Origin of the sequence: Lactobacillus rizhaonensis, from assembly GCF_036246345.1 — a bacterium.
Taxonomy (GTDB): Bacteria; Bacillota; Bacilli; order Lactobacillales; family Lactobacillaceae; genus Lactobacillus; species Lactobacillus rizhaonensis.
This window is the reverse complement of record NZ_BTTV01000002.1, coordinates 48,796-63,812: the sequence shown is the minus strand read 5'-3', so window position 1 is coordinate 63,812 and position 15,017 is coordinate 48,796. Positions and strand designations below refer to the sequence as shown.

The window sequence follows — 15,017 nt, the reverse complement described above, 5'->3', positions numbered from 1 at the left end:
TTAATATAAAACCAAAAGGCTAATTCGTACTTAAAACGAACTAGCCTTTTTTGCATTATTTACTTAAGTTTAAGCCCTTTAGGCAGCTGCGGTTTTTCGCCATTATACATGACATAAGTTTCTTTAGGACTCTTTTTAGCAGAATGGTTATACAGTTTTAGTAATTGTTTTTCCGTATATTTTTTGCCTTTAGGTTTTCTAATTGTGCCTTTACCTACTGCTTGGATATGTTTAAAGCCTTTGCCCACTCCCGAACTCTTACGTAAGCGGTAATGCCCGAGTTTGACAACAAAGCCTTTGGGATTGCCAGCATTTTTCAAAATCTGACTATTATGAATATTAAAATGACTTAAATCAACTCCAGCGAGCTTCTGATCATTAGTAAACATTTCCGTTGAATCATATACTTTTGGTAACCGCCAGCCACGCAGATCAACAAAAACAAGATTATCACAGTCCATAAACATTTCGCTGACCCTGGTAACTTGGCGGGTATCCCAAGTATGCAGGTCAAGCTGCTCAAGACTTTTCGCGCCCTTAAACATCCTAAGCATATCAGTAACGTTGGTAGTATTAAAGTGACTCAAGTCAATGTCTTTCAGACTGCTGTCGCCACTGAACATATAATTCATCCAGCGTACGTTCTTGGTGTTCCAACCCGTTAAATTGAGTTTGGTCAAAGAGCTGTCTCCAGAAAACAGTGACATCATATAAGTAACATTGCTGGTATCAAAATTACTTAAATCCAAACTAGTAACAGCTGGATTGTGGGCGAACATTTCTCTCATATCTTTAACTTTACTCGTATCAAAGTGACTGAAATTTAGTTGATCCAAATGAGCGAATTTTGCAAACATCCCCGACATATCTGTAACATTACCAGTATTAAAGCCACTTAAGTCAAGTTTAGTTAAGTTAGAACACCCTTGAAACATATTTTTCATACTGGTGACTTTTTTGGTGTCCCAATTAGCCAGGTTTAAGTGAATAACTGTACTGCCCGAAAACATTTCCGCCATATTAGTCACTTGACTGGTATCAAAATTACTCAGATCAAGACTCGGTAGATTTTCAGTATCACAAAACATATCGGACATGCTTTTAACTTTACTGGTATTAAAGTGCTTAAGATTTAGTTCAGGAACTTTTATTCCAGCAAACATACCAGCCATGTTAGTGACATTACTAGTATCAAAATTAGCCAGATTAAGTTCTGCCACATCACTATCCTCAAACATGGCTCCCATATCGGTCACTCGACTGGTGTCAAAACTTTTCAGATTAAGATGTTTCATCGGGCTGTTTCTAAACATACCACTCATATTTGTGACTTTGCTGGTATTAAAACTGCTTAAATCTACTTCTGTTAATGCTGTATTGTCAAACATTCGTTCCATGTTAGTCACTTGGCTGGTGTCAAAGTGACTAACATCAGCTTTAGCTAGAGCCTTGTCATTGGCAAAAAGCAAAGCCATATTTATCACTTGACTAGTATCAACCTTGTCCAGGCCCGTAATATCCACCAAATGCTCCAGACCGGCAAACTTTTCTGCCGAATTCGGAGCCATTTGAACCGGTGTTTCAAACACAATATGCTCAATATTGCCAGACCATTTAAACTGCTTTAAAAACGGTGTGCTTGATAATTGACTACTCTTTTGCGGGCCACTAATCCGCAGGGTTCTGCTAATAACGTCGTATTTCCATGTGCAGCTACCATCAGTGCCAGTCCAAAGACCGGCATCAGATGGCAAACCTGTCGCACTAATTGGTACAATAGTAGGAGTTGCTGCTGCAGCTACATTTAAGTTAGTTTGCACCGTTACGACTAAACCTAATGCCAGTGTTGCAATACCTATCCCAGTTTTTTTAAACTTGCTTAAATTTGGTATCTTCATCTTGAGACCTCTTTTCTCTTACCCTCATTATAAGAGCATTTTGCTTAAATCTAATTAATAATTTAAAACTTAAGTTAAACTTTGTCAGACCTATATCCTTTCACATTAAGTCATATGTTTCTATAAGTATATTAGGTTATAATAAATTTGACAGAAAGTAGTAGAGATAGTGAGGGAAAATTATGAAGCTGACAAAAAGAATTGGAATTAGCCTGGCTATTTTAGCACTGGTCGCAACTCCACTTGTAGCAAATTGCGATCAAATACAGACAGTAGTGGCTGCTAAAAGCAGTAAAAAGACCGCAAAGGGTAAAATTACTTTAATCTATGGTGCCCACCTTTATAATAAATATGGTCATAAAATTAAAAACAAGAATAACGATCTGCCATATGCGGAAGATGATGCCAGCGGCTATAAGTATATCTATAGCTTTAATGCAGATGTTATGAAATACTATGGCACTAAAAGAATTAAGGGCCAAAAATTCTATGATATTGGTAAAGGTTGCTATATTAATGCTGCAGATGTCAAGGAAGTTAACGGTAAAAACAGTAAAAAGGGCAAATTAGTTTTATTACAAAAATCAGCTGTTTATACTAAAGCCGGTAACAAGAGTGGTCATACTTTACCTAAGCGAGCTATCGTTAAATATCAAGGCAAAGTTAAACAAGTTAAAGCAAAACCGAAATACTATTATACTAAATACTTTAACTCAGACAACAATGAGCATATTTTCTATCTGCCACTCACAAAAATTAAAGGGAAAAATTATTATGCCATTGGTAAAAATCGCTATGTCAAAGCCTATAATGTTGCAAGTTTAGATGGTTATCCTCTAACTTACAATGGGGTTACAACGGCCACCGTCCTCAAAAAAACAGCCACTCAGACTTTAAACGAAATGAAAACTAAACATATTTTAAAAAAGGGGCAGAAAATAAAAGTTGATTTAGCCGTTGAACCTTGGGCAGAAGACTTTGAAGGCTATATTTTCCGCCTGCATAATCATCATAATGAATACATAGATGAAAACTGTATCAACCTGAGAAATTACTTACCAACGACCGACTACTCTGATTTAACCTATAGTTTTGTTACTGCAAAGACTACTGCAAACGTTAAACTCTATGATGCCACAGGAAAACCTGTTGGGATTAGTTTTAACACTGCAAAGCAGTCTAACTTTAATGTTGACGGCTTGTTCTATATTTGGAATGGGGCTACAAACAAAGCTAAGTTGTATTACCATCTTCTGAGTAACAATTTAGATAGAAAAGCCCTTATCAATAATGATGGCACACAATTAAAGGCCCGGGCGACTGACAAAAAATATGGTCCGATCGTTCTCACCACTAGTGAAAAAATAATAGCAGCTAACAGTTTCGTCAAAGCAAGTGATGTGAAATTTAACAGGGGCATAAAACTTTCTCCTGTAAACACTTCTTTAGCAGCTGAGCAGAAACAAAAAGTAGCAACCAACAGCGATAAAGTGAAGCTCCAGAAAGACTTTGATTCTGGACAGCAAACTATTAACGAGAGTGTCCATTATGATGCACTTATGCAGAGCTATGACTATGCTTTAGCTAATGCTGCTGTTGTCTTACGGTCGAGCAAAGCGACGCTGGCACAAGTAGATCAGGCAATCTGGCTGTTAAAAACCACTAAAAAACAGATAAAAACTTTAAACTTCCCTGAATTCGCCTAAAGCTTACTAGAAAGACAAACAAAAAAGGATTAGTTCTGAAATGAGCTAATCCTTTTATTTTACTAAAAATCAAAAATGAAATGATTTTGGTAATTGTGGTTTTTTACCGTTATACATGACATAGGTTTCTCTAGGGCTCTTTTTGGCAGAGTGATTATACAGCTTAAATAATTGCTTAGCAGTATATTTTTTGCCTTTCGGTTTTCTAATTGTTCCTTTGCCTACAGCTTGAATGTGCTTAAATCCTTGACCTACACCTGAACTCTTACGCAAACGGTAGTGGCCTAGCTTCACAGCAAACCCTTTAGGATTGCCTGCCTGATTTAAAATCCCGCTGTTATGAATATTAAAATTAGTCAGATCAACCCCTGCTAATTTCTTGTCCTGCATAAACATATCAGTCGCATCAATCAGTTTAGGCATGTGCCAGCCGTGTAAATTAACTTTAGTAAGATTAGGACATTGAGCAAACATCTCACTTACTTCAGTTAATTTACGGGTGTTCCAATTATGTAAATCAACAGTTTTGAGACTCCGATCATTTTTAAACATCTCATATGCTTCGGTGAGACTATTAGTTTTAAGATGACTTAAGTTAATATTGACAAGCTGCGGGTCATTTTTAAACATGCGACTCATACTCCTGACCCGTTTGGTATTCCAGCCTTTCAAATTAACCATTTTTAAGTTGTCATCATCACTAAACATGCCAAACAAAGTCGTATTAGACTTAGTATTAAAATGACTTAAATCTAAGCTGGTAATTTTTTTCATACCAGAAAACATATAGCTGGTGTTAGTCACCTTGCTGGTATCAAAATGACTAATATCAAAATCAGTTAAATTTTCAGCATCTTCAAACATCCTAAACATATCAGTTACCTTGCTGGTATTAAAATGCTTAATATCCAAGCTAACCATATTCTTTAATCCAGCAAACATACTGTTCATATCAGTAACATTGGCAGTATTCCAGCCCGTTAAATTAAGTTGCTTTAATGCTGCATCGTTTGAAAACATACTTGACATATTAGTTACTTTACTAGTATCAAAATTACTCAAATCCAAACTGGTCAAATTTGCATCCCCAAAAAACATAGTTTTCATATTTTTGACATTACTAGTATTAAAATTGCTCAAGTTTAAAGTTCTTATGTTCTCATTATAAGAAAACATGCCACTCATATCAGTTACGTTTTTGGTATTAAAGCCTGAGCAGTCAAGCTGTTTAGCCAGACAATTATTGAACATTCGGCTCATATTTTGTACTTTACTGGTATCAAAGCTATCTACATTGATTGTTTCTGTCTTGGTACCGGAAAACATATTTGCCATATCGGTTACTTTGCTAGTATTAAAATTTTTTAAATCCAGCTTTTTAAGATTGGCTACCGCAAACATACCATTCATAGTAGTTACATTTGCGGTATTCAATTTACTCAAATCTATTGCTGTAGCAGTAGCATTATCCATACCTAATCTAAAGAACATATTACTCATATCCGTAACTTTACCGGTATCAAACTTACTAATATCTAAACTAGTAAGTTTTGCATCACCAGCAAATAAACCAGACATATCGGTTACCTCACTGGTATCAGCGTTCTCTAAACCCTTAATATCAGACAAATATCTCAAATTAGCAAATTTTCGTTTTGAATTTGCAGGTAATTTAAACGGACTTTCAAAAACGATATGCTCAATACTCCCAGCCCATTTGAATTCTTTAGTAAAAGGTATACTTGACAATTGTGCTCCTTTAGCGCCGCTAACAGTCAGCGTATTAGTAAGGACATCATATTGCCACGTGCAGCTGCCATCAGTGCCAGTCCAAAAACCTAGCTGATTATTGCCAGTGTTTGTTTCAGCCGGTTTAATTTTAGCTGTTTTATCACTCGCTTTTGGTGCTACTGAAGTGGCAGAAACATTCTGCACCAGATTAGCTCCACTCATCATGCCTAGTACTGCGGCAACCATACCGATACCTAATTTTGTTAAAATATTTTGCTTTAATTTAGTTGACTTCATTTTCTGACCTCCTTTTCCTCTTAATTTCATTGTAAGCCTTTTAAAAATTAAATAATATCATCTTTCTCATTTACTTGCGCTAGTTTCCAGCCAGTCATAAAGTGCTGCTCACGTAAAGAACGCAAGTCATTATAATCGCTTTCCAAGCTATCAATTGCATCCTGCAATTTTTTATTTTGCTTACGTATTTGGTCCAGTTCAGGATCATTAACAACGCCCTTCAGGTGCATTTTAGCTGCTAGTTCGCGGCGTCTTTCCTCAAATTCACCCTTCAAAGTAGCAAGGGCATTTTCATATTTGACCAGTTTTTGATTAATTTTAGGAATTTCATTATTCAGATTGACAAACAATTCATAGGGCATGTTGGACTTAATACGGTTGCATTCCGTGCAGGATAATATCAGATTATCAAAATCATTATTATGTGACAGTGAAACCGGATCTTTGTGATCAACGCTGCGTCCGCGTCTGCCGCAATACTGACAGCGGTAATGATATTTAGCACGAATACGCTCACGGTCAATATAATCAACTTCATTGAGCTTAAAATCGACATTTAAGCCTAATTTACTTAGATTTTCGGCAAAAGTAAATTCACTGCTGGGCACAAAGCCAGTTTGACCCGTTTCACTGTTAATTACGGCCTGATTAAAATCATGTGCTGACAGTTGCTGCTGGGCCAATTCATTGCCGTCATAATCCTGAATAAAAGCTTCATACCGCTTGCGCACATCATTTTTAGCTACCAAAAAAGAAGTATTGTCACTGTCTTCATCCTTACCTACAAAGGTAAACAGCAGGCATTGTGCGAAAACTTTAACTGCGCTATTGGTAAAATTCTCCGGCTTCTCTCCTCTTTGAATGCACAGATCACAGATACTGGTTAACTTAGGATTAATCAAACCTGCTTGTTTAAAATGTTTGGCATTTATGCGCAAACCGCACGCACTGCATTGAAACTTCACTTTTAAATGTTCTCCTTAAAATTAAGACATTAATATTTAACTCAATTCTACTCAATTTAAGATAATAAAAAAAGGTGGACGTAATGTCATCCACCTTTTAGTCTTATTTAAAAACAAACTATTTATTTTCGTCTGCTTTGGCCTTGTTCAAGAAAGCAACAACTGCTGCCACGTGCGCAACACGTTTCTTGCCATTTCTTTTGTTCTTAGGTCTTTGGTTTGGTTCACAACCGGTGTTGTAATTCTCACCTTTACGCATAGTACTATACTTCCTTTCAGATTTTCGAAAATCTCATATAGTTTACCACTTAAGCTATAATGAAGCAAGATTTGCTCGTACTAGATCATTTTACTGTGATTTTTAATATTAAAAAGCGGTTCTATTGGAACCGCTTAAAATCTAATAATATTTACTAAATATTATTAGATTATCACACTAATTATTTTCACTAACTGTCATAGCAGCATCAATCACACCACTGTCGTCAGCTAAGCTAATTGCTGCATTCTTTTCATCAACTACCAAGTTATTACCTAAGTATTGCATTTCTGCAGGACTTGTGTATAAGTCAAGGCCAGCATTATTTTCAACTTTAATTGAAAAGTCTGGATCTTGCTTATCCAAGACCACAAATTGAAAACGAGTTCCGGCAGCACAACTGCCAGCAATATTAGAGTATTTATTAGAACCATCGTTTAATGATAATAAAACAACTTGCCCATCTTTCACACTCTTTTTAATCTTATCAGCAGCACCTGATTTAACGTTCATTTTAACTGTTTCAGAATTACTCATTTTAATATTTCCTCCTAATCCTTAGCAATTTTCTCAAGTATAGGATATATTAAGTTATAGTGTCAAAAATTATGTTTATAGTAAAAGTATCCCTCAATCTAAAAAATTATTATTGCTAATAAGGGGAAAAAAGGTCAAAATGTATATAGCGATTACAGATGATTATAACTTGTGAAAGGGGACATTTTATGACCGTCTTGAAAAAGGTTTTTAGCGATAAAATCCTGCAAATTACTTTTGTAATAACGATTGTCAGTCTTTTTTTTGCTAGACCGCGGTTTGAGGACATTAACTTACATACGATCTTTTCAGTCGCCGCGATGCTAATCATTATTCAAATATACGCCTACTTACACGTCCTTGATGTGCTTGCGTACAAACTGACCAGTATTGCTGATAATATGCAAAAATTAAATATTTTATTTACGGCTTTGGCAATTATCGCGGGGATGTTTTTGGGCAATGACATAACAGCGCTTACATTGATTCCTTTATACCTAAATATTGCTAAGAGATGTGATTTGCCCCAGATTTTACCCGTTACTTTAATCGGTATGGGCGCAAACATTGGGGCTGCCTTTACTCCTTGGGGTAACCCTCATAATATCTTTTTAGTTAGTAAGTTTTCTGTTAACGCTGTCCAATTTTTTTCATGGTCTTTGCCTTATTTAATAATGGCACTGGTTATTACGCTGATTATTTTTTACTTTATTCCCCGCAAAAAAATTCCGCGGCAGGATGTTAAACAGATTAATATCAGCTTAAGACCAACAATCATTACTACAGCAGTGTTCGCATTATTCTTTTTGGGCGTGTTCAAGGTTATCAATGTTGTAATTCCGATGATTGTTGCAATTATCCTAGCATTATTAATAAACCCCAGAATCTTGCTTAAGGTTGATTTTGCTCTGCTATTAACTTTCACATGCTTCTTTATTTTCATTAGTGATATTCAACAAATTCCGATGATTGTCAGCATTATCCATACCATGATTAATTCAGAAACTTCAACTTACTTCACGTCAATCATCTCAAGTCAAATTATTAGTAATGTTCCTGCAACCATATTAGTTGGTAAATTTACCCCTTACGCTAAAGCATTGTTTTTAGGTTCCAATATAGGTGGCTTTGGTTCACCGATTGGTTCAATGGCAAATATGCTTGTGCTCAAAACTTTTACCCAAAATGCGACAGTCTCAAGGGGAGAATTTTTTAAAAAATGGACTGTAATGCAGTTCATAGGTTTGCTGGTCTTGACAGTTGTAGGCTGGGGGCTTTTATTAATTTAATAATCAATTTAGTAAAGCTTTGCTAATGAAAGGTAGTATAAGCTTCTTTTTTATATTCAAAAGTCTCTTAATCAGTTATAATTAAGAGATATATAAGGAGGAAGACTATGAACAGTTTAACTTGGATAATTGTAATTATTATTATTTTATTAATTGCAATCTATATTGCGGTATACAATGGCTTACAAAAAGCCAAGGTTTACACCGATGAGTCCTGGAGCCAAATTGACGTCCAATTAAAACGGCGTAATGACTTGATTCCTAATTTAGTCGAAACCACCAAAGGATATGCCAAACATGAAAAAGAAACACTGGAAAATGTAGTACAGCTGCGTAATCAGTTAACTAATATCCCCAGTGATGATCATGCTCAAACCTTAAAAGTTTCCAACCAGATTTCTGATGCGCTTAAGTCTATCTTTGCATTATCAGAAAATTATCCTGACCTTAAAGCCAATCAAAACTTCTTGAAATTACAAGAGGAATTGACTAATACTGAAAATAAAATTGCCTATTCAAGACAGCTTTATAATTCATCTGCTGCTCTATATGATCAAAAACTTTTAACCTTCCCTTCCAATATTGTTGCTCACATTCATGGTTTTAAGAAAGTTGACTACTTACAAACTAGTGAATCTGAAAAAGAAGTACCTAAAGTTAAATTTTAAATACTAGGTCAGTTCTATGTTATTTCAACAAATTGCCCGCAATAAGCGCAAAACTGTGGGTATTATGGGATTGTTTGTTATTATCTTGGCACTTGTAGGTGCAGGATTAGGCTACCTTTTTAGCAACAGACCAATTTTAGGTTTAGTTATTGCCGTGATTTTTAGTATAATTTACATGCTAATTGTCTTGCCCAATCCAGCAAACATGGTTATGAGCCTCAATCATGCCCAAGAAGTTCATGAGCAGGATAATCCTGAATTATGGCACGTTGTGCAAGATATGGCACTAGTTGGTCGTGTACCCATGCCGCGAGTATTTATTATCGATGATCCCAGTCCTAATGCGTTTGCGACAGGTCGTGATCCGGACCATTCAGCAGTTGCAGTTACTCAAGGTTTACTCGATATGATGAACCGTGAGGAACTGGAAGGTGTTTTGGGTCATGAAATTTCTCATATCAGAAACTACGATATTTTAGTTTCTACTATTGCTGCCGTGCTAGTCGGTGTCATTTCTTATCTTTCTGGGATTGCCAGCCGCTATATTTGGTGGATTGATGATGATCGCGATAGCGATCATGATAGTGGTGGCACTATCGTTGTCATTTTTAAGGTGATAGCAATAGCTTTTGTCTTAATTTTGGGGCCTATCTGTGCCAGTTTAGCGCAAATGGCGTTGTCACGTAACCGCGAATACCTTGCTGATGCTTCTTCAGTAGAGTTAACGCGCAATCCGCAAGGGCTAATTTCGGCGCTTGAAAAAATTGACGGCTCTGCACCAATGAAAAAAGCTGACCCCAGCAGTGCGGGAATGTATATTGAAGATCCTATGCGTAAAAAACGCAGTTTTACCCATTTGTTTGACAGTCATCCACCAACAGCGGACAGAATTAAGCGTTTAGAAAAAATGTAAAAAAACAACCTTTTGCTAAAGGTTGTTTTTTATTTTAAATTAATATTTGCCTGCCTGAATAGTTCTGCACGCATTTGCACTGGCGTTTCATGATAATATTCACTGAACTTTTTATAAAAGAAGGACTTGCCGCTATAACCAACACGGGTAATTATCTCTTTGACGGAAATATCTGGGCGAGCAAGTAAACTTCGTGCTTCCAGCATGCGCCTTTCATCAACATGTTCCACAAAACTTTTGCCAGTTTTTTGTTTAACCAAACTTGAAAAATAATTAGGATTAAAGCCAAAATGCTTGGCTGCATCATTAAGCGTAATGTCAGTAAAATGGACATCAATGTATTTTTCCAGATCCGTTTTTGCAAACTGATGACTTGTTGCTGGAGCGGAAGTTAAATTTTGACTTCTGACAGCAGAAACGAAAAGCAAAGTAAGCTCTGCCATTATAGCGTTGCGGGTAAACAAGTCGTGATTAAGATATTCATCAATTATCTTTTTAAGTAGATGGGCAGATTCTGACATTAACGTTCCGTTTAATCCTAATAATCTTTTTTGCTCAAAAGTGGTATTAACTTTTTTAAGCAATTGTTTTTCAAAATTGTTCATTACAGTTAGATTGTCGAAAAAGTTCCGGACATCTATATTAGGATCAAATTCAAGCTTAACTAAAATATCTTTACTACCAGGTTTTAATATTTCATAATTGCTCTTTTTCTGTAGAAAGATGATATTACCATCATTTAGCATAAAATTCTGACTATTGATTCTCACTTTAGTTGAGCCTTTTGCCTCATACAGAATAGTCAGTCCTGTTGTTTGGTAGCGATGAATGCCCGTATTACGATTTTCTAAAAAGGCTATAAACAAATCAAAGTTGCTGTTACCTGGTTTTATTTTCACTTCATTAGTATCAGACCTAGCCGCATCTATGATACTGGCTAAATATTGTTCCAATTTAACTGCTGCCATTACTTTCACCTCTTATACAGTTTAGGGATTATATAGTTTTATTATATAGCAAATTTTCATCTTCCTAATATAATTTTGTTATTTTACCTTTATTATTGCTACATGAATAACGGAAAGACCCAGTGCATCTAGACAACTAATTTTCTTTTCTGTATAATAAAATTTAACATCGGGGTGCCTGTAAAGGCTGAGATTAAACCCGCAGAACCTGCTATGGATAATGCCAGCGAAGGGAAAACGAAAGATTTTACATCGTCAGGCTATTATCCTGACGATTTTTTTGGTAACTAAATTGATTAAATTAAATAACCTAACATTTTCATATGATAAACAAAACCAAATTTTAACAAACATTAATTTAAATATTCCTACAAAGCAGTTTTCATTGTTAGTTGGACCAACTGGCTGTGGTAAATCTACTTTATTGAAAATATTAGCAAAGTTATATCCTGAGTTTGCGGGACAATTAAGCGGCACTGTTACTCTGGGCGGGTTAAAGGCTGCTATGATGTTTCAAAATGCGAGTGAGCAATTTACTATGGCAACTCCTCGAGAAGAAATTATTTTTGCACTGGAAAACCTCTGCCTTAATAAGGCCCAGTATCTAAAACAGTTAAATGAAGCCGTTCAGTTTACCCAAATTGATTATTTACTTGATCAAAAAATTAATACATTATCTGGTGGCGAACAACAAAGAGTGGCATTGGCTGTACTCATAGCGATGAATGTTGACTTGTTTTTACTTGATGAACCCTTCGCCAGCTGTGATCCCACTGCCCGCAAGTTCTTAATCGCTAAACTAGCACATCTGCGCGATCAAGGTAAAACAATCATCTTAAGTGACCATGTGCTAGCTGGTTATGAAGGAATCTGCGACAATCTTTTTCAATTTCAGGGTAAACGCCTGGTACAGCTTTCTCAAGCAGAGCAGGAAAAATTGTTGCGAAAAAATACGGATTCTAGTACCTATACTTTTGTCTTACCAAAGGAAAATGACCGGTCGTGCTTTACCCTACAAAACGTTCAGATTAGACAAAATCGTTTACTTCTGAAGCAGGAACATTTAAATATTGTTTCCGGTAAAACCACTCTGATTACAGGAGCCAACGGTGTGGGCAAAACATCGCTTTTTAATGCTCTGACTAAAATGATCCCTTATTCAGGCAGCATCACCTACCACAACCGTGAAATTAATAAATTATCTACTCGTAAGTATTTGCTTCATGTAGGCCAAATATTTCAAACTGCGAGTGACCAGTTTATCAACGTCTCTGTTGCAGATGAAATTAACCTCAGCAAAAAAAAGCGGACTAATTCTTATTTTACTGATGACAAAATAGCTGCCGCGTTATCCTCTCTTGAGCTTGATTCACTGCTTGATCATGTCGTGTATTCATTATCCGGCGGGCAACAAAAGAAACTGCAAATCTTATTAATGTTGATTTCAGATCAGGATGTACTGCTAATTGATGAGCCACTTAGCGGTCTGGATGCAGATTCCGCTGTCAAAGTGATGTCTTTATTAAGAGAGAGTCAGAAAGCACGGAAACAAACGCTTTTAATTATCAGCCATGAGTTAAAGAATTTAGCTGATTGGTGTGATTATCACCTCATTTTTAAAGACCAGCATTTAACCTATACAAATAAGTGAGGTACTATCATGAATCCTAGTTTTAAATTTATCCTGGCTCTGATTATTTCTATAGAAATATCACTGAAATCAAGTTTACTAACAAACCTTTTTATCATATTCTTTGCATTGATCTATTTAATTTATAAACACATTAAATTAAGCAATTTGCTTTTAACTCTATTTATGCCTTTAATTGCTGCTTTTACAGTTTTTGCGACCTTATACTGGTTCTCGCCACAGCCCAGCTTACAGAACGCACTAAGCTTATCTAGTCGAATTTACGTTTATACTTTGACTATCTACTGCGTTTCAATAAGCACAACTGCTACAGAATTAGCCCGCTCTTTTGAACAAAATTTTCATTTGCCCAGTAAATTTGCTTATGGAGTTTTAGCTGCTCTTAATATCGTTCCCCGAATGAGGGAGGCTGTTAAGCAAATTCGTACCGCTGGCATGATGCGGGGGGTATATTTGAGTTTTTGGTCACCGGTTCTTTATTTTAAAGCTATCTTAATTGCTCTGAATTCCGCAGAAAATTTAGCTCAAGGTATGGCATCCCATGGTTACCGCGAAAATGCTAAACGTTCTGTCATTGCAGCTGTTCCTGTTAAAAAAAGTGACTGGCTACAGTCAATTGCAATTTTGGTTTTAGTAAATCTAGCATTATTGACGTTAAAATAAAAAAGTGGACATGCTTGTCCACTTTTTTTCTATCTCTTAATTTATTCAGCTAAAGAATAACCTGCAACACTAATATTAACCGGCGCGTCTGCAGTGATAAAAATTGCTGGCTTTTTGGTTGTGTAATAGCGTTCTGAAAATACCAGCTCTCCGTCATTTAAGAAAAATTCAATTGAACTTGTATCAATAAAAACTTGAATTTTTAGTTTGGAGTTTGGTCTTAGTTTGCCATAACGTTGCGCGTCATTTGTCGATTTATCTGTTCTCGTCAAAATTACTTCATTATTTTCCTTATTCCAAGATAGTGTAACCAGATTTTCCTGTTCATTTCTAAAAACAAAGCTAATCTCATTACCTAGCCAGTCTCCTACACCAAACGTTAAAAGTAACTCTAAGTGCTGCGGATCAGAAACATTAACCTGCATTGAAGAACTCGTTTGTTTTTCGTCAACTACTTTTTCTTGCCGTAATTGTTTTAACTCATTGACTGGCGTCATATACAGCTGATTATTTTTTAAAGTTAATTCTCGCGGCAAAGTTAACGCCCCACACCAGCCATCAGCCTGCTCGGGAAAGTCAGCGTGCCACATATCAAGCCAGCCAAAAACAATACGCCTATTATCAGGCGTTAACATAGTTTGGGCAGCGTAAAAGTCGTGTCCGTGATCAAGTTCATGAAATGCACCATGTTTAAATTGATTGTTGCGATAATCCATTTTACCAATAAAATATCCCGTTTGATAGCAGTTAAGATACTCTTTACCGTTTGCCATGATTCCTTGAGGTGAACATAACAAAACGTCCTCTCTGCCCAATGAAAAAAGATCAGGGCACTCCCAGGTGTATCCCTCAATGTCGGCTCCCTGAGAAACAGCAATTGGTCCCAAATAATCCCAGTGCAATAAATCAGTCGACTTATAAGTAATTGCACGGCCTAATCCCTTTTTGTCCTGACCACCCACAACAATATAATATTCATTTCCATGTTGCCATACTTTAGGGTCACGGAAGTGCTGTGAGTTATCCGTCGGTGGCAACGCAATCACAGGATTTTTACTATACTTTTTAAAATGAATACCATCATCACTATAGGCAACATTTTGCGTTTGATAAAAGCGACTATGATCATTTACATCGTAGTAATGATTACCTGTATAAATCAAATACAAGCAACCATCTTTTTCAATTGCACTGCCAGAATAACAACCATCTTTATCCTCAGGACTATCCGGTGTCAGTGCAATTGGTAATTCTTCCCAGTGAACTAAATCTTGACTGCGATAGTGGCCCCAATGCATAGGGCCCCTTTTAGATGAATAAGGATAGTATTGGTAAAAAATATGATAATACCCTTGGTAATATGAAAAACCGTTGGGATCATTCATCCATCCAGAAGGTGTTGTTATGTGATAATTTAGCCGATACCGCTTGTTAGTAATTTTAGCAGGAGTTTGCATTTTTTCTTCCTTGTT

The 15,017-nt window shown here is 36.2% G+C and carries 13 protein-coding genes and 1 riboswitch; of the genes, 6 read left to right on the top strand and 7 right to left on the bottom strand.

Annotation, left to right across the window (positions count from 1 at the left end; all coding sequences use genetic code 11):
• Nucleotides 1–59 precede the first annotated feature (59 nt).
• On the bottom strand, nt 60–1,898 hold the full coding sequence (locus AAA915_RS03555; protein WP_338199927.1) for a BspA family leucine-rich repeat surface protein: 1,839 nt from the start codon (nt 1,896–1,898) through the stop codon (nt 60–62).
• A 182-nt stretch (nt 1,899–2,080) separates the two neighbouring features.
• On the opposite strand from AAA915_RS03555, the gene AAA915_RS03550 reads away from it, so the two are divergent.
• Nucleotides 2,081–3,604 carry an SLAP domain-containing protein gene (locus AAA915_RS03550; RefSeq protein WP_338199925.1) on the top strand — a complete coding sequence of 508 codons (1,524 nt, stop codon included), beginning with the start codon at nt 2,081–2,083 and terminating at the stop codon, nt 3,602–3,604.
• A gap of 69 nt (nt 3,605–3,673) precedes the next feature.
• On the opposite strand, the gene AAA915_RS03545 is transcribed toward AAA915_RS03550, so the two are convergent.
• From AAA915_RS03545 to AAA915_RS03530, 4 genes are all read right to left on the bottom strand, one after another.
• The gene (locus tag AAA915_RS03545) at nt 3,674–5,632 is read right to left on the bottom strand and encodes a BspA family leucine-rich repeat surface protein (RefSeq protein WP_338199923.1); all 1,959 of its coding nucleotides are present in this window, start codon (nt 5,630–5,632) and stop codon (nt 3,674–3,676) included.
• A gap of 47 nt (nt 5,633–5,679) precedes the next feature.
• Entirely contained in the window at nt 5,680–6,597 is a 918-nt protein-coding gene (locus AAA915_RS03540; protein ID WP_338199921.1) for an HNH endonuclease, read from the bottom strand.
• Between the two features lie 118 nt (nt 6,598–6,715).
• The gene (locus tag AAA915_RS03535) at nt 6,716–6,856 is read right to left on the bottom strand and encodes a hypothetical protein (RefSeq protein WP_109917899.1); all 141 of its coding nucleotides are present in this window, start codon (nt 6,854–6,856) and stop codon (nt 6,716–6,718) included.
• 177 nt (nt 6,857–7,033) lie between these two features.
• Entirely contained in the window at nt 7,034–7,393 is a 360-nt protein-coding gene (locus tag AAA915_RS03530) for an iron-sulfur cluster biosynthesis family protein (protein WP_294830610.1), read from the bottom strand.
• 188 nt (nt 7,394–7,581) lie between these two features.
• Here AAA915_RS03530 and AAA915_RS03525 point away from each other — a divergent pair, with 188 nt between their 5' ends.
• The 3 genes from AAA915_RS03525 to htpX all read left to right on the top strand — a co-directional run bounded on the left by AAA915_RS03525 (nt 7,582) and on the right by htpX (nt 10,263).
• On the top strand, nt 7,582–8,682 hold the full coding sequence (locus AAA915_RS03525) for an SLC13 family permease (RefSeq protein ID WP_338199916.1): 1,101 nt from the start codon (nt 7,582–7,584) through the stop codon (nt 8,680–8,682).
• A 107-nt stretch (nt 8,683–8,789) separates the two neighbouring features.
• Nucleotides 8,790–9,350 carry a LemA family protein gene (locus AAA915_RS03520; protein WP_110445437.1) on the top strand — a complete coding sequence of 187 codons (561 nt, stop codon included), beginning with the start codon at nt 8,790–8,792 and terminating at the stop codon, nt 9,348–9,350.
• Between the two features lie 16 nt (nt 9,351–9,366).
• Nucleotides 9,367–10,263: a zinc metalloprotease HtpX gene (gene htpX / locus AAA915_RS03515; protein ID WP_338199913.1), complete on the top strand. Its 897-nt coding sequence runs from the start codon at nt 9,367–9,369 to the stop codon at nt 10,261–10,263.
• A 29-nt stretch (nt 10,264–10,292) separates the two neighbouring features.
• Here the strand turns inward: htpX and AAA915_RS03510 are convergent, their stop codons facing one another.
• Nucleotides 10,293–11,231, bottom strand: a complete 939-nt coding sequence (locus AAA915_RS03510; protein WP_338199911.1) for a helix-turn-helix domain-containing protein — start codon at nt 11,229–11,231, stop codon at nt 10,293–10,295.
• Nucleotides 11,232–11,391: 160 nt separating this feature from the next.
• Nucleotides 11,392–11,483: riboswitch (TPP riboswitch) on the top strand.
• Here AAA915_RS03510 and AAA915_RS03505 point away from each other — a divergent pair.
• A complete protein-coding gene (locus tag AAA915_RS03505; RefSeq protein WP_338199910.1) occupies nt 11,452–12,882 on the top strand; it encodes an ATP-binding cassette domain-containing protein in 1,431 nt (476 codons plus the stop codon). It overlaps the preceding riboswitch by 32 nt.
• A gap of 9 nt (nt 12,883–12,891) precedes the next feature.
• A complete protein-coding gene (locus AAA915_RS03500) occupies nt 12,892–13,545 on the top strand; it encodes an energy-coupling factor transporter transmembrane component T family protein (protein WP_338199908.1) in 654 nt (217 codons plus the stop codon).
• A gap of 41 nt (nt 13,546–13,586) precedes the next feature.
• Here AAA915_RS03500 and AAA915_RS03495 read toward each other — a convergent pair whose 3' ends face one another.
• Complete coding sequence (locus AAA915_RS03495; RefSeq protein ID WP_338199906.1) at nt 13,587–15,002, bottom strand: glycoside hydrolase family 32 protein; 1,416 nt, start codon at nt 15,000–15,002, stop codon at nt 13,587–13,589.
• Nucleotides 15,003–15,017 lie beyond the last annotated feature (15 nt).

What these genes read in the sequence shown, in the direction of transcription:
- AAA915_RS03555 (WP_338199927.1), bottom strand. Translation starts at nt 1,898, where the DNA reads ATGAAGATACCAAATTTAAGCAAGTTTAAAAAAACTGGGATAGGTATT.
- AAA915_RS03550 (WP_338199925.1), top strand. Translation starts at nt 2,081, where the DNA reads ATGAAGCTGACAAAAAGAATTGGAATTAGCCTGGCTATTTTAGCACTG.
- AAA915_RS03545 (WP_338199923.1), bottom strand. Translation starts at nt 5,632, where the DNA reads ATGAAGTCAACTAAATTAAAGCAAAATATTTTAACAAAATTAGGTATC.
- AAA915_RS03535 (WP_109917899.1), bottom strand. Translation starts at nt 6,856, where the DNA reads ATGCGTAAAGGTGAGAATTACAACACCGGTTGTGAACCAAACCAAAGA.
- AAA915_RS03530 (WP_294830610.1), bottom strand. Translation starts at nt 7,393, where the DNA reads ATGAGTAATTCTGAAACAGTTAAAATGAACGTTAAATCAGGTGCTGCT.
- AAA915_RS03525 (WP_338199916.1), top strand. Translation starts at nt 7,582, where the DNA reads ATGACCGTCTTGAAAAAGGTTTTTAGCGATAAAATCCTGCAAATTACT.
- AAA915_RS03520 (WP_110445437.1), top strand. Translation starts at nt 8,790, where the DNA reads ATGAACAGTTTAACTTGGATAATTGTAATTATTATTATTTTATTAATT.
- htpX (WP_338199913.1), top strand. Translation starts at nt 9,367, where the DNA reads ATGTTATTTCAACAAATTGCCCGCAATAAGCGCAAAACTGTGGGTATT.
- AAA915_RS03510 (WP_338199911.1), bottom strand. Translation starts at nt 11,231, where the DNA reads ATGGCAGCAGTTAAATTGGAACAATATTTAGCCAGTATCATAGATGCG.
- AAA915_RS03505 (WP_338199910.1), top strand. Translation starts at nt 11,452, where the DNA reads ATGCCAGCGAAGGGAAAACGAAAGATTTTACATCGTCAGGCTATTATC.
- AAA915_RS03500 (WP_338199908.1), top strand. Translation starts at nt 12,892, where the DNA reads ATGAATCCTAGTTTTAAATTTATCCTGGCTCTGATTATTTCTATAGAA.
- AAA915_RS03495 (WP_338199906.1), bottom strand. Translation starts at nt 15,002, where the DNA reads ATGCAAACTCCTGCTAAAATTACTAACAAGCGGTATCGGCTAAATTAT.